Origin of the sequence: Bacteroides mediterraneensis (assembly GCF_900128455.1) — a bacterium.
GTDB classification, from domain to species: Bacteria; Bacteroidota; Bacteroidia; order Bacteroidales; family Bacteroidaceae; genus Phocaeicola; species Phocaeicola mediterraneensis.
Genome location: NZ_LT635783.1, coordinates 2,550,153 through 2,574,660, shown reverse-complemented (window position 1 = coordinate 2,574,660; position 24,508 = coordinate 2,550,153). Strand labels below are relative to the sequence as shown.

At 47.4% G+C, this 24,508-nt stretch carries 11 protein-coding genes, 2 tRNA genes and 1 CRISPR repeat array; of the genes, 8 read left to right on the top strand and 5 right to left on the bottom strand.

Annotated elements, in window-relative coordinates; translation table 11 throughout:
* Positions 1-6: 6 nt before the first annotated feature.
* Complete coding sequence (locus BQ7480_RS10985; RefSeq protein ID WP_072542885.1) at positions 7-2,019, top strand: alpha amylase C-terminal domain-containing protein; 2,013 nt, start codon at positions 7-9, stop codon at positions 2,017-2,019.
* A 6-nt stretch (positions 2,020-2,025) separates the two neighbouring features.
* Complete coding sequence (locus tag BQ7480_RS10980; RefSeq protein ID WP_072542884.1) at positions 2,026-3,177, top strand: DUF6057 family protein; 1,152 nt, start codon at positions 2,026-2,028, stop codon at positions 3,175-3,177.
* Positions 3,178-3,394: 217 nt separating this feature from the next.
* Here the strand turns inward: BQ7480_RS10980 and BQ7480_RS10975 are convergent, their stop codons facing one another.
* On the bottom strand, positions 3,395-6,268 hold the full coding sequence (locus BQ7480_RS10975) for a PD-(D/E)XK nuclease family protein (protein WP_072542883.1): 2,874 nt from the start codon (positions 6,266-6,268) through the stop codon (positions 3,395-3,397).
* Positions 6,269-6,308: 40 nt separating this feature from the next.
* Entirely contained in the window at positions 6,309-9,536 is a 3,228-nt protein-coding gene (locus BQ7480_RS10970; RefSeq protein WP_072542882.1) for a UvrD-helicase domain-containing protein, read from the bottom strand.
* 337 nt (positions 9,537-9,873) lie between these two features.
* On the opposite strand from BQ7480_RS10970, the gene BQ7480_RS10965 reads away from it, so the two are divergent.
* The 6 genes from BQ7480_RS10965 (at position 9,874) to BQ7480_RS10935 (ending at position 17,680) form a co-directional block, all read left to right on the top strand.
* Positions 9,874-9,947, top strand: a tRNA-Arg gene (locus BQ7480_RS10965).
* A 27-nt stretch (positions 9,948-9,974) separates the two neighbouring features.
* Positions 9,975-10,048, top strand: a tRNA-Arg gene (locus tag BQ7480_RS10960).
* Between the two features lie 581 nt (positions 10,049-10,629).
* A complete protein-coding gene (locus tag BQ7480_RS10950; protein ID WP_083581803.1) occupies positions 10,630-13,716 on the top strand; it encodes a SusC/RagA family TonB-linked outer membrane protein in 3,087 nt (1,028 codons plus the stop codon).
* Positions 13,717-13,740: 24 nt separating this feature from the next.
* Positions 13,741-15,351 carry a SusD/RagB family nutrient-binding outer membrane lipoprotein gene (locus BQ7480_RS10945; protein ID WP_072542880.1) on the top strand — a complete coding sequence of 537 codons (1,611 nt, stop codon included), beginning with the start codon at positions 13,741-13,743 and terminating at the stop codon, positions 15,349-15,351.
* A gap of 36 nt (positions 15,352-15,387) precedes the next feature.
* Complete coding sequence (locus BQ7480_RS10940) at positions 15,388-16,491, top strand: endo-beta-N-acetylglucosaminidase family protein (protein ID WP_072542879.1); 1,104 nt, start codon at positions 15,388-15,390, stop codon at positions 16,489-16,491.
* A 10-nt stretch (positions 16,492-16,501) separates the two neighbouring features.
* Complete coding sequence (locus BQ7480_RS10935) at positions 16,502-17,680, top strand: BT_3987 domain-containing protein (RefSeq protein WP_072542878.1); 1,179 nt, start codon at positions 16,502-16,504, stop codon at positions 17,678-17,680.
* 102 nt (positions 17,681-17,782) lie between these two features.
* A CRISPR array of direct repeats spans positions 17,783-18,597; the repeat unit is 47 nt; unit sequence GTTGTGATTTGCTTTCATTTTAGTATCTTTGAATCATTGGAGACAAC.
* 108 nt (positions 18,598-18,705) lie between these two features.
* On the opposite strand, the gene cas2 is transcribed toward BQ7480_RS10935, so the two are convergent.
* The 3 genes from cas2 to cas9 are packed head-to-tail and all read right to left on the bottom strand — an operon-like array spanning position 18,706 to position 24,457.
* Positions 18,706-19,038 carry a CRISPR-associated endonuclease Cas2 gene (gene cas2, locus BQ7480_RS10930; protein WP_072542877.1) on the bottom strand — a complete coding sequence of 111 codons (333 nt, stop codon included), beginning with the start codon at positions 19,036-19,038 and terminating at the stop codon, positions 18,706-18,708.
* Positions 19,038-19,964, bottom strand: coding sequence for a type II CRISPR-associated endonuclease Cas1 (gene cas1 / locus BQ7480_RS10925; RefSeq protein WP_072542876.1), 927 nt, complete (start codon positions 19,962-19,964; stop codon positions 19,038-19,040). The genes cas2 and cas1 overlap by 1 nt, the downstream gene beginning before the upstream one ends.
* Entirely contained in the window at positions 19,961-24,457 is a 4,497-nt protein-coding gene (cas9, locus tag BQ7480_RS10920; protein WP_072542875.1) for a type II CRISPR RNA-guided endonuclease Cas9, read from the bottom strand. Before cas9 ends, cas1 begins: the two co-directional genes overlap by 4 nt.
* Positions 24,458-24,508 lie beyond the last annotated feature (51 nt).

The following is a 24,508-nucleotide window of genomic DNA, read 5'->3' as shown; positions in this document are numbered from 1 at the left end:
AATACTATGGACAAGGTATTGAATATCATAAAGAATGATCCTTGGCTGGAACCGTATGCCAGCGCTATTAACGGTCGTCACCAGCATGCAATAGAGAAAGAAAAAGAACTGGTGGGAAAGAAGACTTTGTCGGACTTTGCAACCGGACACATGTATTTCGGCCTGCATCACACGGATAAGGGATGGACGTTCCGCGAATGGGCACCTAATGCCACGGAAATTTATTTGGTAGGTGACTTCAACGGCTGGCAGGAAAAACCGGCTTTCCGCCTGAAACGGGTGCGCAAGACGGGCAACTGGGAAATCAATCTGCCGGAGAAGGCCATGAAGCATGGCGACTTGTACAAGCTGAAGGTGTACTGGGAAGGCGGATGCGGCGAACGTATTCCAGCATGGACTACCCGTGTAGTACAGGATGAACAGACCAAGATTTTCAGTGCGCAGGTATGGAATCCGGAAAAGCCGTACAAGTTCAAGAAAAAGAGCTTTACGCCGAATGTGTCTCCGCTGATGATTTATGAGTGTCACATCGGTATGGCACAGGATGCGGAAAAAGTAGGCACGTACAATGAGTTCCGTGAGAAGGTGCTTCCCCGTATCGCGAAGGATGGGTACAACTGTATCCAGATTATGGCCATTCAGGAGCATCCTTACTATGGCAGTTTTGGCTACCACGTGTCCAGCTTCTTTGCACCTTCTTCGCGTTTCGGTACGCCGGAAGAACTGAAGCAGCTCATTGATACGGCACATCAGATGAACATTGCCGTCATCATGGATATCGTGCACTCACACGCCGTGAAGAACGAGGTGGAAGGACTGGGTAACTTTGCCGGCGATCCTTGCCAGTATTTTTATCCGGGCGACCGTCGAGAACATCCGGCATGGGATTCGCTTTGCTTCGATTATGGAAAGAACGAGGTGGTTCACTTCTTGCTGTCCAACTGCAAATACTGGCTGGAGGAGTTCCATTTCGATGGTTTCCGCTTCGATGGAGTTACCTCGATGTTGTATTACAGTCACGGACTGGGAGAGGCTTTCTGCAACTACGGCGACTATTTCAACGGGCATCAGGATGACAATGCCATCTGTTACCTGACACTGGCCAACCGTCTGATTCACGAGGTAAACCCGAAGGCCATCACCATTGCCGAGGAAGTTTCGGGCATGCCGGGACTGGCGGCACCTTTCGAGGACGGTGGTTATGGTTTTGATTACCGTATGGCAATGAATATTCCGGATTACTGGATAAAGATTATCAAGGAACGCAAGGATGAGGACTGGAAGCCTTCTAGCCTGTTCTGGGAAGTGACGAACCGTCGTAAGGATGAAAAGACGATTTCCTATTGTGAGAGTCACGACCAGGCGTTGGTGGGCGACAAGACCATCATCTTCCGTCTGATTGATGCCGACATGTACTGGCACTTCAAGATTGGCGACGAGAACGGCGTAGTGGAACGAGGCATCGCCTTGCACAAGATGATTCGTTTGCTTACCGCCTCTACCATCAACGGAGGTTACCTGAACTTCATGGGAAATGAGTTCGGTCATCCGGAATGGATTGACTTCCCACGCGAAGGCAACGGATGGTCGTACAAGTATGCCCGCCGTCAGTGGCACTTGGTAGACGACCCGACACTGTGCTACCATTATCTGGGTGATTTTGATGAGAGCATGGTCAAGCTGATGCGCAGTGTGAAGAATATCCAGAAATCGGATGTCATCGAGGTATGGCACAACGACGGCGACCAGATTCTGGCTTTCCGCCGGAAGGACTTGGTGTTTGTGTTCAATTTCAACCCTACCCGTTCGTTTACTGACTACGGCTTCCTGGTTCCGAGAGGTGCCTACGATGTGGTGCTGAATACGGACAACAAGCAGTTTGGTGGCTTCGGCTTCTCGGATGACAGTCTCCGCCACTTTACCTGTGCCGACCCGCTTTATGCAAAAGATAAGAAAGAATGGCTGAAGCTGTATGTGCCGGCCCGTTCTGCAGTGGTATTGAAACGAGTGAAAGAATAATTTTGTATGAGTGATTACACAAATGCACTTTATAAGAAGACTGCACGCATCATGATTGCTGTATGCGGTCTTCTTTTTTCTCTATTTAGCTTTGTCTATCTCTACGTGTTCCAGCGCGATGTGCTGGAAGCGCTTCATTTTTCGCTGGCGCACGGTAAGACAGTGTTTGCCCCGCTGGCCAGTGCCATCGTTATTACCCTCATCCTGTTGCTGCTGCGGTGGGGAGTGAACAGTCTGCTGGGGCTGAAAGGAAAGGTGCGTGCCTTGGCGTATGTACCTTCATTTCTGGTGCTCTGTGCCCTGACCGATGTGGGGCGTGGAGTATATATGTCCAGCTATCATACGCCGTGGACGTGGTTGCTGCCCTTGCTGGTGTTGTTGTTTGTCGGCCTCGGCTACTGGTTGCGCGGACTCTTCCGGGTGCAGTTGAACCAGGAAGGAAGCCTTTGGGGACTGGTGAACAGTAACCTGACCATTCTGCTGGGCTTGTGTGTGCTGACGGTGTGTGTAGGCAATACCAACCGGGGCTATCACCACGAGCTGGAAGCGGAACACTATCTGCGTGTACGGGAATATGACAAGGTGTTGGAAGTCGGAAAATATTCGCTGGAGGCCAGCCGTAACTTGACGGCTTTCCGGGCAGTAGCATTGTCCCATTTGGGACAGATGGGAGACAAGCTGTTTGCTTATCCGCAGTATTACCGTTCCGACGGATTGTTTTTTGAGTCGGATTCCCTGCATACGCTTCGTTATACGAATGATTCCATCTATTATTTGCTGGGAGCCCGTCCGTATGCCGGAGAAGACCGTCTGGTGTTCCTGCGTAACATTTGTTATAAGGGTACGGGGAAATATACATCTCTGGACTACTATCTTTCCGCCTTGCTGTTGGAAAAACAGCTGGGGCAGTTCATGGAGGCTGTTCCTGATTTCTATCTGCCGGAAGATACCCTACCTCGGTATTATAGGGAGGCGGTGGTGCTGTATCATGCACAGCAGAAGGATACCCTCTATCCGGTGACAGACAGTCTGATGATTGGACGTTTCAAGGCTTATCGTACACTTCAGCAGAAAGATGGTTCTTCGTTGGAAGAGCGGAATCGCATGCGGCGGGAATTTGGTGATACCTATTGGTGGTATTACGACTATCAGGAATAAGAAGCATTTGTGATTGGGATAAAAAATTAAGAGAGACTGCCGGGGAAATGCAGTCTCTCTTATTTTTAAGAACAAACGCCTTTGTCCTTACAGCTGATATTTTCACAAATACCAATACTGTTCTTATCTATTACTATGAAAAACATCTTTATAACAGCTGGTGTAATTGGAATGTTCAAAAGGAAATGTTTATTTAACACTTGTTTTGGTTTTGATTCTATCTTTTACACATTCCCTTGAAATCACAATACGTACATTGGTCTTCCTCCTCCGTTTGATTGAAATCCAGTTCCGGATTGAACACCTCTTCCAGAAGCGCTTTCAGCCGGCTGCGGAACTCTTCTTCCAGGATGGCAAAGTCCTCTACCGGAGTGGTTTTGTTGTATGATTCCTTGAGCTGGATAACCGGTGAATAGTCTTCTGCCGCTGCCCGGTGAATATAGAGCAGGGAAGGGGCTACTTTCCGGTCGTCGTTTCGTTCCCGTAGCTTCCTGCATACGATGGCGGCATACAAGAAGGTCTGGAATACGTAGTTGGAACGTTTGGGACCCGGTGTGAACAGAGACTCCACACTGGGTGGAGTATCGGCTTTTCCGCCTGTCTTGTAATCCACGATACGGAGCACATTGTCCTTGCTGTCCATCCGGTCGATAATACCGCCCATGCGCGAACGAATCACCCCTTTGGGCGTGTGTATCTCGATGTCCTCCATGACGGGCTGTTCGGAACCCACGAAGGTGAAAGGAGCATGACGCAGGTCATTGCGCAGCAGTTGTTGGACGTAACGCAGGATGACGGCCGAGTTGATGAGCTGGATGCCGTTGTATTCCGGACGTTCGTCGGCAGGGAGGTGGAAGAACAAATCCTTGAACCCGTTGTCCACGTAGTTCTGCAGCTTTACTTCCTCTTTGAGCAGGGTTTCCAAAACCTCTTTATTGATGACTTTCCCATGTGCCGTAAGGTCCTTGTAGATATGCTCGGCTGCATAGTGGAAGATACTTCCGAACTTGGCCGAGTCGATTTCCGCACTCACTTCATCGGGTGCCGAAAGTCCGGCCACATACTTGTAGTAGAATTTCAACGGACAGTCGAGGTAGCAGTTCAGGGCCGAGGGAGAGAAGAAAGCTTTCGGATTCACCCGTATATCGAATACCTGCTGCATCCGTTTCAGAATGTCGGCTGATTTGGGGATGCGGATGGGGGAGGATACGACCGGCGACTGCTCGGCTTCCAGCTGTTTCCGTTGTATCGGATAGTCCCATTCAATCAGCAGCTGGAGCATGAAGCGCGACATCTCGCCCCGGTTCATGCCGTCGCTCACCGTATTGTACACCAAGGTCGCTTTTTCCGCCCGTTGCAGCAGGCGGTAGAAGTAATAGGCATAGACGGCAATCTTGTGGTCGATGGTGGTCATACCGAATGCCTTGCGCAGGTTGTAGGGGATGAACGAAGAATCGCCGCCCGCCTTGGGCAACTGTCCTTCGTTGACCGACAGTAGGATGACATGGCGGAAATCCAGGTTACGGGTTTCCAATACTCCCATCACCTGCATACCGATGGCCGGCTCGCCGTGGAATGGAATGCAGGCGGCCGACATGACCCGCACAAGCAGTCGGTGGAAGGTGGCAGGCTGCACTTCCAAATCCTTGCTTTCGAGCAACGCATGGAAGCGGTTGACCATGGTGAAGCTTTTAAACAAGGCTTCCCGGTAGAGCTGGTCGAGGGCATCGCTGGTCGAGGCCGTCTGCTTGCGGTACAGCTGTGCCACCTGCTTCAGAATATCGGCCAGCCGTTTGCACAGCTCCTGGTTGTGGGTGCAAGGTTTGAACAGCAGTGACAAGGCCTCATCCCGTTCCAGTTCCGACGGCAGCGGATAGAAGCGGTTCTTCTCTGTCAGCTCCTTTTCCAGCGGAGTGGCTGCCTCCGAAAGCAGTTGCGTGTACGGATGCTTCAGTACACTGATGACTTCGGCAAACTGGTAGCGTCCGCTGCGGGAGTTATAGCCTGAGATGTGCAGCTCCAGCAGTGTTTTCACGAAACTGTAGGCCGGAGTTTGCGAAAGCGGGAAACCCATGGTAATGTTGATGTGGCGCACGTTCTCCGGCAGCGAATGTAATACAGGTTGCAGCAGGGCTTCGTTGCAGAGCACCACCGCCGTTTCTTTTTCGTTCTCCGTCAGGTTTTCCCGAATCCATTGCGGAAGGTAGCGCGCCTGCCCGTTTTCCGTAGGCGATTCGATGAAGGTTATCTCTTTCGGGTGATTCAGGTGGTCGAACAGGGCCGGCGGCAGTTCCGACGGGAAATTCTTCAGGTTACGGCGGATGAACTCGCCCGCCTCGTGCGGATGCTTGTCCAGGTAGAAGGTGTCGTAATCCCAGTAGAACAGGGCTTTCCCGGCTGCGTGCAGCTTGCTGAACAGAGTTTGTTCCACTTTGTTCAGCACGTTGAATCCCACGAACACATAGGTATCGTAGGGGAACTTCTGTACGTCCATCGTTTCCGTCACCTCGCGGTAGAGCATTCCTTCGTAGGCGATGCCTTGTTCGCGGAGCCGTTCCTTGTATTGCGTATAGATGTCGCCCAGCACGTCCCACAGCGAGATGAAACGCCGCTTCAGTTCCGTGACCTGCTCGATGGAGAAATTGCGGAAAAACTGGCTCAACGCTTCCTTCTGTCCCTCCTCCAGAAAGTCATATTCAGCCGTCAGCTTGTTCAAGTCTTTCAGGTTGCTGAACAAGGCCTTCGTGTCGACCAGATTCTTGTCGGCATCGTCGAAATCACTGATGAGCATCTCGCCCCAGAAATAAAAATCGTCTAGGCTCTCCTTGCTTCCCGTCACTTCCCGGAACACCTTGTAGAGGTCGCACACCAGTTTGATGGAGTCGCCCGTAACCCATTGTGACGACTGGCGGAACAGCTCACTGATGCTCACGTAGGCTGGCGACCAGACCGGACGGTCGGACTCCTGCGCCAGATATTCGTTGAAAAAGAGGCTGGCACGCTTGTTCGGGAACACCACGGCCACCTTGGTAAAGTCTCCGTGCAGCTTCCGGTACAAATCAGCGGCCACCTGCTTCAAAAAAGTTTCCATATATTGTATTGTCGAAATAGTGTGGTAAATAAAAATAAACTCAGGCCGGAAGCGTCACTTCCTCCAGCTCGTTGGCAAACACATACCAGAGGAATCCCCGGATGTGGGTGTAGCCCATTTGCGTGAGCAGGTTCATGTATTCCTGCACCTGTGTGCGATAGGTCTCGTTCTTCTTTCCGAACTTGAAGTCCACCACGACCACCTGCCCGTCTTTCCGCATCACGCGGTCGGGGCGGCGCGTCTGCATCTGTCCCTCCTCGTCGGTGTACACAATGGCGCATTCGTTGTAGAGCTCCCAAGTGCCGCTGAACCAGTCCTTGGCAGCCGGATGCTGCAAAGCCCGTCGGGCCAGCGCTTTCACCTGTTTCATCTGTTTTTCCGATTCGAAGATACCCTCGAAGTTCAACCGTTCCAAAGCAGGCGATAGGTCGTCCGCCTTTTCGATGTGGGCGAACACCTGGTGCAGCAGCTGTCCCTGACGGATGTACTGTCCACGGCTGTCCTCTGTCTCATCCCCCTGGATAAAGTCGGCCGAACGGTTCGACTGCTTGAACTCGATGTGCGTTTCAATGCTTTCCATCTTCACGGGAACTCCCTCCTTGGGCGAGGATAGCCGGTTGGATTTACCCGCCTTCTTCTCGTCGTGAGCCGTGCAGAGCTCCCCGTATTCACCCACCGCATCATCCTCCGGGTCTTCCTGCGCAAGCGGCAGTTCCACTTCCTGCATCAGCGGCAGACTGTCGTACAACAGTTCCGATACCGTACCTTTCTGACCCGCCTTCGCAAAAATAATCAGGTTCTTGCAGGCACGTGTAAACGCCACATAAAGCAGGTTCAGGTTGTCCACCCATAGCTGCAACTTTTCCTCCAGGTAATCGTCGTGGTACACCGATTCCGCCATGGCACTCGAGTAGTTCACCGGTACGATGTCCAGGCGGTTGAACGGCGGGATATCCGTTTCCTTTCCCGTGCCCGCCACGCTGCACCATATCAGGTGGCTGTTCGTCTCGTTCTCCATCTTCCAGTCGCAGAACGGCAGCAGCACCGTGTGGTATTCCAAACCCTTCGATTTGTGGATGGACAGGATGCGGATGCCGTCGATTTCGCCCGAAGGAATGGTTTTCGTGTTCAGCTTCTCGTCCCAGAAACGGATGAAAGCCGTCAGCTCCGACGAGTTGTTCTGCATGTATTCCGTCACCGCATCATAAAATGCATAGAGATACGCATCCTGTTTCTCGATGCGCTGCATGTCGAACAACACGAAGAGCTTTTCCAGCAACTCGTAAAGCGGCATGAAGCGGAGTTCGTTTGCCTGCAACTGGAAAGCTGCTGGCAAGTAATTCTTGGGGTCGTCGAGCAGCACGGTGTTGAGGCTGATGTCCTTTCGCCACACTTCCTGCTGATAGGCCACCGCCAGACGGGCCAGCGCAATGCGGTCGTCGGGCGAAGACAGGTAACGCAGTCCGTCGATGAGCATGTTTACGGCCAGCGAAGCGTTCAGCTGGAAAGCCTCGTCCGAGACGATGCGGTAGGGGGTATGTTCGTCGAAATAGGCTGCAATGTCGGGGATGCTCCGGTTCTTCCGTACCAGAATGGCCATCTCATTGAGCTGGATACCCGTTGCCGTGAGCCGTTCCACCTCTTCGGCCAGCTGTTGCAAGGTGGCCTCCGTATAAGGCCGCTCCTTGGAATCCTGCAGGAAAGTCACCTTCACGAAGCCTTTCTCGTCTTTCTTGGCACAACGTTGCCGCACGTCACTGTACGCCTGTTCCAGCTGCGTGCAAGGCGTGCCCTGTTCCTCCTGATACCGTCGGTTCAGCGTCTGGCAGGCCGCCGTGAAAAATTCGTTGTTGAAACGGATGATGCGCGCCTCGCTTCGCCAGTTCGTGTCGAGCGTACATTCCTTGATGCGGAAACTCCGGTCGTGCCCCAGTCCCGCGAGGATTTTCCAGTCTCCGCTTCGCCAGCGGTAGATGCTCTGCTTGATGTCGCCCACAATCAGGCTGCCTTCCTTCTGCGCCAGACTCTCCTGCAAGAGCAGGTGGAAATTCTCCCACTGCATGCGCGAAGTATCCTGAAACTCGTCAATCATCACCGTATCGATGGTGGTGCCGATTTTCTCGTAGACGAACGAAGCGTCGCCTTCCCGAATCAGGCTGTGGAGCAGGGCGTTGGTGTCCGACAACAGGAAACGGTTGTGCGCCTGATTCTGCAACCGCACCTCCTCGTCGATGTGCGCCAGCAGCCGCAGGTTGTTCAGGTAACGTAGCGAGAGGTCGCACGAATTGAGCAGCAAGCTGTTCTGCGGACGCCGGTTTTCCGCTTCCTCCAGTAACGGCATCAGTTCCGAGGCCGCCAGCGAGCGGATTTCGTCGCGATGGGAGGAAGTCTTCGTGGTCCAGTTCTCTTCACTTTCCAGACACTTCTCCACGGTCGCATTGCGGATGTCGCTGCCCAGTTTCCCGTTGGCCAGCTTGTTGAAATAACTGCCGATGCCCCGCGAGCCGTTTTTCAAGTCCGTCGGCGTCAGCCCGTGCATTTCGAGCAGTCCCGTAAACTGGTCGCTGAATCCCTTCATAAATTCCAGCACCTCTTCGCGGATGTTTTTCAGTTCCTCCCGATACGCCGGGATGAACTTCGGGTCGGCCAGTTTCCGGCGCAGTCCTTCCCCTTTCTCGATATAGTTCTCATCGAAGATGTTTTGTCCGAAACTCTTGATGTCCTTCGACACATCCCAGCGCCGGTCGTTTGCAATCCGTTCCTCGATGTACTCCAGCAGCCAGTAGAGCACCGGCGAGCGGCGGTCTAGTTTTTCAATCATGGCATCCACGGCATCGCTCAGCACCTCCGTATTGTTCAGCTCAATGGACAGGTTGGCCCCCAGCTCCAGTTCCCGTGCCAGGTTGCGCATCACCGACTGGAAAAACGAGTCGATGGTTTCGATGCGGAAACGGCTGTAGTCATGAATCATGTACCGCAAGGCCTCGCGTGCCGCCTCCCGGATTTCCCCGACCGACTTGGCCGAGGTCTTCTGTATTTCCTTCAAGTAACCGTCCGACCCCTCATCGGCTGTGGCAATGCCATACAGCTGTTCCAGAATACGCTCCTTCATTTCCGCCGTGGCCTTGTTGGTGAATGTCACCGCCAGAATCCTCCGGTACGCATACGGGTCTTCAATCAGTTGTCTTATATAATGTACGGCCAGCGTGAAAGTCTTGCCGGAACCGGCAGACGCCTTGTAGACTAAAAGCTGGGGATGCTGTTCCATGTGTGATGTGGTTTTTAAGTTTTTGTCAGACAAACTTACGGAATTTTCGTGGAAAAACCACAGAAAATGCTCGATAACTATTCAGAGGAAGAGGAGGGAAGACAAGGACGATAAGCCGGAAACCGCTTGTTCCTCTTTATGTTTCCCACGGCGAAAACGTAGGTTTCCCGTATGGAAAATGTACGGCTCCGCATCGGGAAACGTACGTCCTGCGCGCGGGAAACGTAGAACACTTCAGGGCTTTTTCTTCTTAATGTACCAACGTTTTTTAGATAAAACGCCGGAATAATTTGTATAATTCAAAATAAAAGCATACCTTTGCGCCGCAATTAAGGATGGTTCCGTAGCTCAGCTGGATAGAGCAACGCCCTTCTAAGGCGTGGGTCCTGCGTTCGAATCGCAGCGGAATCACTTGAATGTAGCATAATTAGTAAGGATGGTTCCGTAGCTCAGCTGGATAGAGCAACGCCCTTCTAAGGCGTGGGTCCTGCGTTCGAATCGCAGCGGAATCACAGAAAAGAGGAAATCAAACGGTGAAATGCCATTGGTTTCCTCTTTTCTTTTTTAGCAAGTCACCTTAAAGCCTTAGTCACCTAAAAGCATGAGAATAGGGAGGAACACTCGGCTGCTTTCGGCTTGGTCGGCCTGCCTGACTGCCTTTAAAGAAAATGACTTAAGAAAAATTCTAGCCCAAATGTTTGTAGTTTATAAAAAATGCATATCTTTGCAGCCCGATAAAACTGGAAATTTTATTTTTGAAGACACAAACCTGACGAGCTTAAGCTAAACTATTGAGAAAAATCATATCGAAGGCTATATTGGAATAAGCCTGTATTCCAAATTATTTTAAAAAAGGTAGAGAAAGAGTGCAAAGATGACAGATGCAGACTGATACTGTTCCTGCAGTAGAAGGAAGTACCTGTACAGACTTTTCACACCCGTTTTGTAGCAAAAACAAACTAGAATTTTAACCGGTTCTTGATTGCTGGCCAATGCGACGTTGTCCTGCCTGGGGATGATGTGCCTTGTCGGCTGTTGTGAACCCTAAAAATGTGATAACTATTTAATTGTCCAACCAATTCTTAAATCATCTATGAAAATAGAAAGAGCTACTCAACTGCTATTCCTGTTGCTGCTTAGTCAGGGAGGAAATGCAGCGTACGCCAGTTTGCCGAGAGGGGCCGGTGAGCCTTCCGTGCAAGTAACGGCACAAACAAACAAAATCACAGTCAGTGGAACCGTTGTAGACGCGAATGGAGAACCTCTGGTGGGGGTGAGCGTGCTGGAAAAAGCGACCAGCAACGGTACGATTACCGATATTGACGGAAATTTCGTGTTGTCGGTCACAGAAGGTTCCACTTTGGAAATTTCCTACGTAGGTTATAAGAGTCTGACGGTTTCATCGAAGGAGGCACTGGGTGTGCTGGTGATGAAAGAAGATTCGGAACTGCTGGATGAGGTCGTAGTGACTGCTTTGGGTATCAAGCGTTCCCAGAAAGCCTTGAGCTATAACGTACAGGAAGTGAAAAACGACGTACTGACAAAGGTGAAAGATGCTAACTTCGTGAACAGCCTGAACGGAAAGGTGGCTGGTGTGAATATCCAGCGCAGTGCTTCGGGAGTAGGTGGAGGCACGCGCGTGGTGATGCGTGGTAACAAGTCCATCAGCGGAGACAACAATGTGTTGTATGTGATAGACGGTGTGCCGATGGGCAACCAGGCCGACCGCTCGGGCGACGGAACAGGTTTCGGCTCGGGACGTACGTCGGGTGAAGGTATTGCCAGCTTCAACCCCGAAGACATTGAGAGCCTGTCGGTGCTGACCGGTCCTTCGGCTGCCGCCCTCTACGGAGCCAGTGCGGCCAATGGAGTCATTCTGATTACCACCAAGAAAGGAGCCGCCGGCAAAGTGAATGTCAATGTGTCTTCTTCGGCAGAGTTTTCGAAAGCCTTTGTGCTGCCGAAATTCCAGAATACGTATGGTAATGTGAGCGGGGAGGCCGCTTCCTGGGGTGAGAAACTGGCGATGCCTTCTTCTTACAATCCGGCCGATTTCTTCAATACAGGAACCACCTTTACCAACTCGTTCAACCTGTCGGTGGGCAACGACAAGAACCAGACCTATGTGTCGGGCTCGGCGGTCAATGCGAAGGGCATTGTGCCGAACAACAAATACCATCGTTACAATGCCATGGTGCGGAACACCACCAAGTTCTTTAACGACAAGCTGACCATGGACGTGTCTGCCAGCTATGTGCGTGAATACGCCAACAACATGCTGTCTTACGGTACTTATTTCAACCCGATTCTGGGTGCGTATCTGTATCCGCGCGGAGAGGATTTCAGCAAGGAGAAATATTTTGAACGCTACGATGCGGAGTTGGGCTACAACGTGCAGTCGTGGGCACCGGGCGATTTCGGTATGGCGGTACAGAATCCCTACTGGGTGGCTTACCGTAACATCCGTCCGGAAGTGAAAGACCGCTACATGCTCTATGCTTCATTGAAATACGACATTACGGATTACCTGAACGTGACTGCCCGCGGTCGTCTGGACAACACCTATACCGAAAGAGAGGACAAGCGTTACGCTTCTACTCACGGTACGTTTGCCAAACCTTTGGGACGTTATATCTATTCCAATGAAACTTTCCGTCAGAAGTATGCCGACGTGATGGCCAATTTGTCCAAGCCTTTTGCCAACGATTTCTTTGCCAACGTCAACGTGGGTGCTTCTTATGAGGAATATGATACGAAGGGAAGAGGCTACGGCGGACAGCTGCTGCTCATCCCCAACAAGTTTGCTTACGACAACATCGACCCTTCTACCGGAGTGCCTTCACAGACGGGAGGAGACAGCCGGAAGATGAACATCGGTGTGTTCGGTTCGGCAGAAATCTCCTGGAAATCGGCAGTGTACCTCACGCTGACAGGACGTGCCGACAAACCTTCGCAGCTGGTCAACAGCAAGTCGCCATGGATTTTCTATCCGTCAGTCGGTCTGTCGGCCATTGTGACGGACTTGTTGTCGGACAACCTGCGCCAGTCCATTTCTCCGGTGCTGGGCTTCCTGAAGGTACGCGCTTCTTATACTGAAGTAGGTTCACCGATTCCGTATACCGGACTGACTCCCGGTACGATTACGCACTCCATTGAAGGAGGGGTTATCAAACCGTTCAAATACTATCCGCTTCCGGAGCTGAAACCCGAAAGAACCCGCTCGTATGAAATCGGTATCGACTCCAAGTGGTTGAACAACACTGTTTCGTTGGGAGTGACCTTGTATAAGTCGAACACCTACGACCAGCTGTTGCAGGCCAAACTGTCGGAAACTTCGGGTTATGACTACATGTTCGTACAGGCCGGTAACGTGGAAAACCGTGGTATCGAGCTGACTTTGGGTTACGACCAGACATTCGGTGACTTCTCTTACAGCACCTCGCTGACGGCCACGGCCAACCGCAACAAGATTATCGAGCTGGCTTCGGACGTGAAGAATCCGGTGACCGGAGAAACCCTTGACCTGAGCGACATCAAGGTGGGACGTTTCCGCCTGCGCGAAGGAGGAGAAATCGGTACCATCTATGCCGAAGAACGCCTGAAACGCGACCAGGACGGTTATATCGTGTATAACGAAGGACAGACCATTACCACCGAATCGACCGAGCCTTACAAGCTGGGAAGCGTCAACGCCAAGTGGAACCTGGGCTGGAGAAACGGCTTCTCTTACAAGGGCTTCAACCTGAACTTCCTGGTGACAGCCCGTCTGGGTGGTATCGTCATTTCGAAGACACAGGCCGTGCTCGACCAGTTTGGTGTATCGCAGGCTTCGGCAGATGCCCGTGATGCCGGACAGGTGATGGTGGGCAACGTCCCGGTACGGCCAAAGGATTATTACGAATCCATCGTCAATCTGGATGCCTACAATGTGTATTCGGCAACGAATGTCCGTCTTCAGGAAGCCAGTCTGGGCTACACGTTCCCCAATTCCTGGTTCAAGGGCACCTCGTTCCACAATGTCAGCCTTTCCGTTTACGGTACGAACCTTTGGATGATTTACAACAAAGCTCCATTCGACCCGGAACTGACGGCTTCGACCGGTACGTTCGGACAGGGATATGACTATTTCATGCTGCCCAGCCAGCGGACTTATGGAGTGAGCCTTAAATTTGGATTCTAACAACTCAAGAAAAACCGAAACAATATGAAGATAAGAAAATATTTGATACCCGCATTATCTGTATTGGCACTGGCTTCTTGCAATTATGAGAAGATCAATACGAATATCTACGGGGTGACAGAAGAAGAAATGAAACAGGGCGGACTGCTGTATGGAGCCCCTTTCCTGGATATGCAGAAACTGGTGATTCCCATCGGTTCTCCTACGGAATCGACCGGACCGGGTAACGACCTGGCCAACACGGATATCATGTCGGCTGGAAACTACATCGGCTATTGGGGTATGAACAACAACTGGAACTTCAACACGGAGTCGACCTGGAATTTTACGGATGGCCGTATGAGTTACGCCTACCAGAATTTCTATTCGAAGCTGTTCCGTGCGTGGAACGATATTTACAAGCATACGAAGGAGTCCGAAGAGCCGGCCGACAAGGAAGTGCAGGCCGTGGCCAATATCGTCAAGGTGATGGGGTGGCTCCGTGCCACCGACGTGTTCGGACCGATTGTGTATACCAATGCCGGCAACGGTGACATTGCCCCCAAGCTGGACGCTCAGGATAAAGTGTACAAGGCCATGCTGGCCGACCTGAAAGAGGCTTCTCAAGTGTTGGGAGGTACGGCTACAAAGGTTCTTTCCTCTTATGACGTGATTTATGACGGTAATCCGCAGAACTGGACCCGTCTGGCCAATTCACTGATGCTGCGTATGGCGGTACGTGTCCACTTCAAGGACATGGAACTGGCAAAGGAATATGTGACGTATGCTTTGGATCCTTCACATGGAGGTGTCATCGAGAACATGGCACAGGAAGCCAAGATTCAGAGCACCGACAAACTGCCGCTGATGAACTCCATGCTGCCTACGGTGGAAGATTACGGAGAATGTCGTATGGGAGCCACTATCTGGGCTTACATGCAGGGATATGATGATCCGCGTCTGACAGCTAATTTTGTGGCTGTTTCAGGTAACAGTTTTGTTGCTCTTCCTCCTACAAACAACAATCCGTTGAATGAGCGAGCTAAAGCAGGGGCCTCTAAGCCCAAGGTAAGTGCGGCCTCTCCTTTGTTCTGGTTACGTGCATCGGAAGTTTCTTTCCTGAAAGCGGAAGCAGCGCTTTATCAACTTACAAGTGGTAATCCGAGGGAATTGTACGAAGAAGGTGTGACGAAATCGTTTGAAGAAAATGGAGTGAGCGGGGTTGCTGCTTATTTGCAAAGTACGGAACTTCCTTTAGATATCAGAGCTTATTCTTTGCGTTACAATTACCAGTATGCTTGTGTACTTTCCACAGGAAATGTTTCTCCGAAATGGAACGATAAGGACACGGAAGAAGTGAAGTTACAGAAAATTATCACACAGAAGTACCTGGCACTTTATCCTAATGCCGTGGAAGCATGGACAGAATACCGCCGTACGGGTTATCCTTACCTGCTCAAGCCTGCTCATGACAAAGCCTATGCAAGTATCGGTGCTCCGGAAGATGCCTTGACACCCGAACGTTTCCGCTTTGCTCCGGCAGAATACGGTACGAACCCCAACATGTCGGAGGTGCCTACCCTGTTGGGTGGAGACGACCAGGGAGCGACCAAACTGTGGTGGGTGCGCGACAACCGTCCTAAACAACCGAAATAAAGATTAATCTGCTAAAATGTTTAAACACACCAAGAGATGAAAAGTATCATGAAATATATCGGAGCCTTGCTGGTAGTGGCAGGGTTCGTGGGTTGCTCCGATTGGAACATACCCGAAAGAGAAGTATTCGAAAACCAGCAGGGGCTGGAAAAATACATACCGCTGCTGGAAGCAGAATCGGAAGCCGACCTGACACCTACCATGCGGGAATATTTTGCCAAACTCCGGGAATATCGCAAGACCCCTCACGTGAAAGGATTCGGATGGTTCGGAAACTGGACCGGAAGAGGCAGCAATGCACAGAACTACCTGAAAATGTTGCCCGACAGTGTGGACTTTGTGTCCCTGTGGGGAACCCGTGGCAATCTTTCGGAAGAACAGAAGAAAGACCTGAAGTTCTTCCAGGAAGTGAAAGGCGGAAAAGCCCTTCTGTGCTGGATTGTGCAAAGTCTGGGTGACCAGATGACTCCTCCGGGAAAGGATCCTCAGCAGTATTGGGTTCAGGAAAAAGGAAAAGGTAACTTTATGGAAGGTGTGAAAGCATACGCCAATGCCATTTGCGACACTATCGAGAAGTATAATCTGGACGGTTTCGACATTGACTATGAACCTAATTATGGCCATTCCGGTAACATGGCTAATTCTGTTCGAATTGATGAGAAGTCTGGAAATACCCAGATGTTTGTGTTCATCAAGACTCTTTCCGACCGTTTGCGTCCTGCCGGAAGATTGCTGGTGATGGACGGGCAGCCGGAGAAACTTTCTACGGAAGCTTCCAAGTATATCGATCACTATATCTACCAAGCATATTGGGAATCTCGTACGGAATATGTGATAAGCAAAATACGGCAGACACATTTGGAGGACTGGGAACGTAAGACCATCATTACCGTGGAGTTTGAACAAGGCTGGCGGACCGGTGGAGTGGCAGGTTATACGAGTATCCGTCCGGAAATCAATGCCTATCCGGAAGGCCGTCAGATATTTGACTATGCTACCCTCGACCTCCCTGGCGGAAAGCGTATCGGAGGAATCGGTACCTACCACATGGAATATGATTTTGCCAATGATCCTCCTTATAAGTGGCTGAAGGAAGCCTTGTATTTGGGAAATGTAGTTTATCCGGGTAAGTTTGAATAAAAATTGAATTATGAAGAAAATATTGTATTTCGGAGTTTTGGCCGGCAGTTTGCTGGTCAGCTCCTGCCAGAATGAATTATATAAAGATGCGGCCAGCGAATACCAGGCATCGCAGGGAGCCTATATCAAAGGCGGAGAATCGTCGCAGGTCTTTGTGGAAGAAGGACAGGAAGTCGATGTGAAGTCCATCACCGTAGCCTTGGTACAGCAGGAACAGACCTCCAGAACGGTATCGGTGGAAGTCGGTAACGCCTCACAGCTGGAAGCATATAACAAGAAGCACGGTACCACTTACCTGATGCTTCCCCCTGAAATGTATGAGGTGAGCAAGGAAGTCGTGTTCGATTCGAAGCAGACTTCCCAGTTCTTGCCTGTGAAGCTGAAAAATGTGAAGTTTTCTTTGCAGGGAAGCTATGCGTTGCCCGTGAAACTGAGTGGCGGTACGGTGCCGGTCATCTCCGGAGAGGCTGAGTCGCTGATTGTGCTGGAGCAGCGTATCAATACCAAATGCCTGCGCATGCACGGTTATGGTAGCGAGGACAAGGAAATGTTCCCGGCCGATTTCAAGGTAGACCAGTGGACCATGGAAGTGATGGTGAACCGTAGTGCTTACGCATACAATAACCGTTCCATCTGTGGAACCAAGCTGGTACCTGGTTCCGGAGCTCTTGACGAGATTTATCCTCGTTTCGGCGACGTGACCATCCGTCCGAACCAGTTGCAGATAAAGACCGGTAACTCTCAGATTGACGTGCCTGCCGATGTGTTTACGGCACAGCCCGACACATGGTACATGCTTTCGTTCGTGTACGACGGAAAAAAGAACTATGTATATGTGAACGGAGAGCTGGTGGCAGAGCGTGAAATCCGGACAGGTCCTTACGGTCTGGTCGGTTTCTGGATTGGCGGTGCCAATGAGCTGGTGCGTGAGGTACGTTTCTGGAAAACGGCCCGCACACCGCAGCAGCTGAAGCAGTTCATGTGGAAGATGGTAGACGGAAGTGACGAGAATCTGGTGTTGTATTATCCGTTGAACGGTAAGAAGCGTGATAAGGACACCGGCGAAATTACAGACGATGAAACCATGCTTTGGGACTGGAGCAACAATGCCAAGCATCTGAAGTTCCCTTCCGGAGCCAAGTTTGACGATAATGGCGGCAAGGGCTTTGTCTTCCCGCTTGTTGATTAGTTTTAGATTTTGATTACGAAAGGCTGTCATTTCCTTCGGGAGATGGCGGCCTTTTTTTGTGCGGTTTTTGTGAGGAAAGAGGAACGTAGCCCTAGATTTATGTAGATTTTTTGTTTCCATTTTAGTATCTTTGAATCATTGGAGACAACTTCGCAGGTCTGCAAGATGTTCAACATCTCGTTGTGATTTGCTTTCATTTTAGTATCTTTGAATCATTGGAGACAACGAATCACGCGAAATCACTTTGTCTTGTTTTGTTGTGATTTGCTTTCATTTTAGTATCTTTGAATCATTGGAGACAACGAGATGGCAAGAAAGCACTTTCAGGAACTTGTTGTGATTTGCTTTCATTTTAGTATCTTTGAATCATTGGAGACAACTAACTCCCTGGCCGGAAGTGGAACGGCGCAGTTGTGATTTGCTTTCATTTTAGTATCTTTGAATCATTGGAGACAACGGGAGATGGAGAATGTGTATAACGATAAATGTTGTGATTTGCTTTCATTTTAGTATCTTTGAATCATTGGAGACAACAATTCTATCTGAAGTCAGATTACAATTCGGGTTGTGATTTGCTTTCATTTTAGTATCTTTGAATCATTGGAGACAACCGATTTGTCGGAAAAGATGGTGGATCAGGTGTTGTGATTTGCTTTCATTTTAGTATCTTTGAATCATTGGAGACAACTATTACAAAATTAGAAGAGGATGAATTTGGTTGTGATTTGCTTTCATTTTAGTATCTTTGAATCATTGGAGACAACCAAGCCGCCCCATTTAGCAAAACCGTTGTTGTTGTGATTTGCTTTCATTTTAGTATCTTTGAATCATTGGAGACAACTGGCAACTGTTTGTATCTCCACAAGAACTGTTGTGATTTGCTTTCATTTTAGTATCTTTGAATCATTGGAGACAACACGATTGTGGTTATTCGCTGTTTATCAGTGGTTTAGGATGATCTTTAGAAAAAAGAATTTGTTGTTTCTTAAATAATAAATCCCATATTTAATATGGGATTTATTATTTTAAAAGAGTTCTAATTGTTGACCTGGCGTTTTTACCCCACTGGCTTTTTTCCCATAAAAGAGTTCGATTTCACCAAATTGTTTGTCTGTAATGCATAGGATTCCTACTTGTCCATGTTCTGGAAGGAAAGATTTAACTCTTTTTATATGAACGGCTGCATTTTCACTACTGGCGCAGTGACGTACATAGATGGAAAATTGAAACATGGTGAATCCATCTTTTTGTAGATTCTTGCGAAAGTCTGTATAGGCTTTTTTATCTTTCTTTGTTTCGGTTGGTAAATCAAAAAGAACTAGAATCCACATAACTCTGTATTCACTGAAACGGTCCATTATAATTCTGGATAGATGATTTTACGTATTTCTCCAGAAAAACATTTGTATAAAGAAGCTGTAGTCTGACCTGCTGCTACCATTAAAGGACTTCTTTTCCCGTTGATTCTGACCTCTATGGTGGGGATAGATAATAAGGTCGCTTTTGCTTCTTTAGTAAGTTCCAGAGTATTTTTAGCGTATAAGGTATAGACAATCTGGTCTACAAACGGTCGATAGGGTTCCATGATGTCATCAGCTAAGCAATAGGCGTTATATCGGTTATGATGGTGAATCCCTAATGTAGGCAATAAACCACTTGTTACAAGACTTCGTGCAATCACTGCACGGAGAATGGCATAACCATAGTTCAAAAGATTATTGGGAGGAAGGCCTTCCCGTTCTCTTGTAAATTCTTTAATGTCGTGAAACAGTGTTTTCCAGTAAAAGGCTGCGGCCCGGGCTTCAAGGTTATCTGGGTCTCCACTACGGACATCATTAGCCCATATTCGCATGCATTTGATGTCTTCTTTTATGCATGAGGTTAGGACAGCTGCCTGGTTATTAATTTTGGATTGGATGGTTTGTTGCCATAGCTGTTTCTTTAAAGGAAGAGAAGCATCCAGTTGCTTTCGGAAGCGTTCGTTTTGAGTAGTATTCCCATAGAGGGGAAGCATTAACCCTACGGGCATACTCTTGCTATCACAGGTGATAAGGGCACAATTGTTTTCGAGTAGGGCTTCAATAGCTCCAGAAGTGATTGTGATTTGTTTATTGTCCAATACCACTACTCCTATATCTTCAATCGGTCGTGTGATTTCAGATTGGCGCTTCATGGTTTCCGGAAGTGAAGCGTTTTTCTCCACTTCCGGTAATTTTATGACAAGTTGGGCATTTCGTAAGGATAGGTATGCCGGATTTCCAAAATACAATGTTTTTTTTATCATAAGCTAATTGATGAAGTTATATTTCCTAGCCTGTCTATTTTAATGGGAATGCATATTTCTTTTATCATTTCATTTTGCCAAGATTTTTGTGCTTTGTTATTACTCCCGAGTTCAATAGTCTGAATTATGGGATTTGCTACAAAGTATGGTATGAAATGACATTCCCCCTCTGTACAACTTACCATCTTGTAAATCCTGTCTTTTTGTATTGGTTGATTGATGTGCCCACATTTTATTTCCTCTTGAGTTGGAACATATACTAAATCATTAGGAGACAAAACATATTTAGGCAGATTTCCTTTACTGTCTTCAGGAGCCGGTGACAATCCTTTTTTCAGCCGTTCAATGACCACATTTAATGAAACAGAGGCGAAACTGCGTTTGTGCTCTGTTTCGTATATGGCAAAAAATAAGTTTGTACCTTTAGCAGCTTCTACGAACTTTTCTGATTTGTTACCCGTTTGTCCTACTGTAAACTTTTCAGCTTGTTCGTATGTCCGCACTTTATATATTGGTTGATGCCATTTGCCATTATTTAAGGATATAATGTTTTTGTTCATCCATTCAATGCCTTCAGGGGAAAATGCTTGGTTTGGATCGTTATTATTTTGCTCTAGATGATGTAATAGAATTTGTTGTATTCCTGTATCCGCAACTTTTTCTTCAATTTTCTTGTTATTGAAACTTGTATCTAGGGATTCGCGGCTTGCAAAGAAACGTTCTTTTCCCTCTTTTGTGAAAGAATAGAATTGGATTTTCTTCAGGTTTACATCCTGCCAAGTATCTTTATTTTCCTCAAAATATTTTTTTATTTGCTTTTCGTTAAATCCTTGTTGCAATAATTCTTTTATTCTTTTCTTTAAATCTTTTTCTACAATCCTTTGTGGATTTTCTAGCGCGGCTTTTAGAGAGACGGTGGTTATTTTGCGTAAATTAATCTCTCCATATACAGTCTCTTTGTGCATGGGTTTACGGATAGCCCAGCTATCTCCTGTTTCTTGCGCACATTGTACCTTTTTCCCATTTTGATAGCGGAAATAGTGATTAGTCGTTTTATTGATGATACGTAAATTTTGCTTGAAACTGACAATAATATTCGCCAGAGTTGCATAAACATCTTGGGTAAATGTTTCCCACGGTTTGTTTATTATCCATTGATAATTTCCTGAAGCATCGGTTTTTGTCTTTTTACATAAAATCTGACGCAGGTCCAGGCGTGAGATTTTTGCATTTTTGCTGGCTGATTCATTGTTCAGATAATTAACTATATTCCGATTTGCACAGGCTATGACAATGGCATCCATGGCGTGATGACGATGGTCAATACGTTTTTTGTTGAATCCCTTTTGTAATGCTAAGGGCATGGTGGGGATTATCTTATTGTGGGTGTTGGTTGTGGTGAAGTGGTCGCTGTTTGTAATTTCATTTAACCGCAAGAAACGAGGCAGAATAATTTTATTCCATATATCATTAATTCCCCAGTCTTTTTTCAGACGGTCGGTAACACCCCCGGTACAAACAATGATATTTTTGGAAGTGGCCTCAGATTCTTCTTCACGAACAATATTCGACAATAATGATTTGATAAACTTGCTGATGTAACGACTGTCGTTTAACTGCCGTTGGATAAACTGTTCAGGAATATCTTCCATCAACAGTTTCTTCATCTTGACCGGGTTGTATGAGTAGTGTTCTTTTACAAACAATTCATAGGCCTCCACGGTTTGTATTTTTACTTTTTGTCCGAAGCCTAATTCAACTATTTTCCCTGAGTTGTTCTTTATGAACTCATAGCCTAGCATATTTCCTTTGAGCTTGTTGACCTCTGCTTCACAAATAACTTTGTTTGTGAATGAATCATCAAAGTAGCGAGATTGTGGGATAATATGTTCAATTTCGTAGGCAGGAGTAAACAGTTTTCCCAATGGAATCATGGCTCCCGTATAAGGTGAGCGATATTTCTGTTCCAGCCAGCATTTGTAGCGTAATACATCAGAAGTAGAGGGGCGTTTTTTTGCATCAGTTTCATTAAACTTTTTCAGGATAGTGGCTATATCTTCCGGCATATTTTTAGCTTCTTCGTGTAAGACTTCTTCTTCATATATGCGTAATAAATCCTGTTGATTGGGAGAGTGGGGACGTACATTCTCGATTTCAAATTCCGGCTTTGCAAACTCAGTGAGAAGTGTCTTGATACGCAGATTGGTATTTTCGTTTTCTTGTATTTGCTGGGTGAGTCTTTTGCGTTTGTCCGCAGGATTCTTCATTTCACGTCCCAATTCGACATGAATTTCATCGATATGGCCTATTTGTTTCCATATATCGCGTACAGTACGTAAAGTTTCCATTATAATCTGCTCCACGATAGGATTATGCAGTGAATGTTGCTTGAATGATTGTAAGTAAGCATCAATATCTGAAGGTTGCTGCCATTTCGTAATGTCTTTTATTTCAGAGTGTCGGTTATATACAATATAGCATGCTAACCATGAAGGTAGTCCCTGGAATGAAGAGAGGCTATCTAAATGGATAGTCTTTTCTTTTATTCTGTGTGCGGTTGCTTCGTCCATTTCTCCGTTCAGAATTTGATGGATGCGGGTGAGGGTTGCGTTATCTATTGATTCTGGATGCCAGTATTTTCCCATTCGCATGAGAGGAAGCAGTTTTTTGAGGGCTTTGGCAGAATAGGAGCCATAGTCTTTTTTGAATGGTGGTATTTGTTGGAAAACATCTGCAAACTTATTTCCCAACTTGTTTTTATCAGCAAAATGTAGCAATGCTTGCCGGAGCTCTTCTTTATCTGAAATGGAATATAAAATATGCCAAAGTTTTTCTTCCATATCGGTAGTCAGAAGCGATTGGTCTATACCTGCTTTTCCCCAATAGAATAGTATTCTGGAATGTATCTCATTGCAGGGATATGTTTTATCTTCCACGTAATTCCAGCGATAGTTTGCCACATTTTTCTTTAATCCAAATGCTGGATATTTGAGAAACGCATCTTGTTTGATTTCTTTCTTTTGGTTGAGCCAATCAAAAAGATTCACATAATCGTCTGCATTTTTCAGAAATTCATTAGTTACATCTATGTCTGTGGTGAACTTTCCATTGAGGGTCCCTTCTTTTTGATAGATTCTCAAATTGGACAGGAACTGCCAAAGACGGAATTCCTGGAAGAGGGGATGAGATTTGGCAATACATTTCACCGGGACGGTATGGATTTCTCCGGTTTCCTTATCTACATAAGTATGCTCCTCATACGGGCAGTCGCTGATGAGTGATTTCTTGCTTTTCAGTGGACGTTGATAGAATATGACATCCTCAACGAGCAATTTGGACATACTATATTTAGAAATTGTATTGCGATGTGCTTCGTTGCTGGGATACAACTCTTCAATGCAGGCTTGCAACAAGTTTTTGTCCTGTAGTTCGGGGTGGAACTTTTCTTGTGTCGTTAGTATTTGATAGAGTTCTTCCTTGTAATACTTACGTTCGATGGTGCGAATCAGTTTTCCTCGAATTTTTTGGTCGGGTGCTTGTAATAATGTATCGTAAATATAAGTACCAACTTTCTTTCCTGAAACGTTCAGCTCTTTTTCGGTTTTAGCTTTGACAAGTCCCCATTGTTCTTCCCATTCCTTCTCAGTGGGAATTTTAAAACGGCGGGTGAGCTCTCCATTTTCATCACATTTGTCATTTCCATTTTTATCCAAATCTATGCTTACTATGATATCTTTCTTTTGCCCTTTCCAGTCGGGCATGTTTTTCCCAAACCATTTACCTTTTTCTCCATTTGCTAAAGTGAGGATAAAGATTTTTAATCCTTTATAAATTTCTCCAGTATCAACGATTTCTGTTATAATTTGATTGTCAAAATATTGCCTTGTTTTAGGTGCGGGCTTTTCGGCTTCTTCTTCCCGTAGTTGGTAGTATCCTCTTTTTTGGTTGAAATTTAGAAGAATCCAAGCCAGTTCTTCTTTCTCTATTTTTTGTGTAAGGGCTTTTTTGCGTAGGTAGAATAAAGTCCAGTCGTAAGGTACCTTTTTAGCACTTCCATCTTTTTGTGAAAAGTCTTTCAGCATTTCTTGAAAAGATTTTTGAAAGATAAAGTGTGGTAAATGGTTTGCTCCTTTTTCCCAAGCTAGCTTTGGCTCTGAATTAGCTATAAATTTTCCATATCGGTCTAATTGAGCAGCGTAAAGGGGTGGGAGGAACCCTAATAGTTGCAATACGCGGTGTAGTCTTTCCCGGCGAAGCTTTTTCCGTTCATATAATCGTCGGGTATTGCGGTATTGTGTGCGGTTAGCTGTTTGTGAAACGGTATTTCCTTTATTGAAATCTCCTAATTGGGCGGCATCCATAGGAATAATTCTGCTGCCTGCCGCGTTGATTCCTATGAGTTGTTCTTTTTGAGTGTTTTCATCAGTTGTGGCATTAATAACTGCCCATCCTATGCTGTTGGTTCCTAAATCTAATCCTAAAATGTGCTTCATAACTTTGGTTTATTGGGTTGTTTTTCAAAGCTACTAACTTTTTATGAGAAA

Coding starts and splice junctions, on each gene's coding strand:
- BQ7480_RS10985 (WP_072542885.1), top strand. CDS start 7: ATGGACAAGGTATTGAATATCATAAAGAATGATCCTTGGCTGGAACCG.
- BQ7480_RS10980 (WP_072542884.1), top strand. CDS start 2,026: ATGAGTGATTACACAAATGCACTTTATAAGAAGACTGCACGCATCATG.
- BQ7480_RS10975 (WP_072542883.1), bottom strand. CDS start 6,268: ATGGAAACTTTTTTGAAGCAGGTGGCCGCTGATTTGTACCGGAAGCTG.
- BQ7480_RS10970 (WP_072542882.1), bottom strand. CDS start 9,536: ATGGAACAGCATCCCCAGCTTTTAGTCTACAAGGCGTCTGCCGGTTCC.
- BQ7480_RS10950 (WP_083581803.1), top strand. CDS start 10,630: ATGAAAATAGAAAGAGCTACTCAACTGCTATTCCTGTTGCTGCTTAGT.
- BQ7480_RS10945 (WP_072542880.1), top strand. CDS start 13,741: ATGAAGATAAGAAAATATTTGATACCCGCATTATCTGTATTGGCACTG.
- BQ7480_RS10940 (WP_072542879.1), top strand. CDS start 15,388: ATGAAAAGTATCATGAAATATATCGGAGCCTTGCTGGTAGTGGCAGGG.
- BQ7480_RS10935 (WP_072542878.1), top strand. CDS start 16,502: ATGAAGAAAATATTGTATTTCGGAGTTTTGGCCGGCAGTTTGCTGGTC.
- cas2 (WP_072542877.1), bottom strand. CDS start 19,038: ATGGACCGTTTCAGTGAATACAGAGTTATGTGGATTCTAGTTCTTTTT.
- cas1 (WP_072542876.1), bottom strand. CDS start 19,964: ATGATAAAAAAAACATTGTATTTTGGAAATCCGGCATACCTATCCTTA.
- cas9 (WP_072542875.1), bottom strand. CDS start 24,457: ATGAAGCACATTTTAGGATTAGATTTAGGAACCAACAGCATAGGATGG.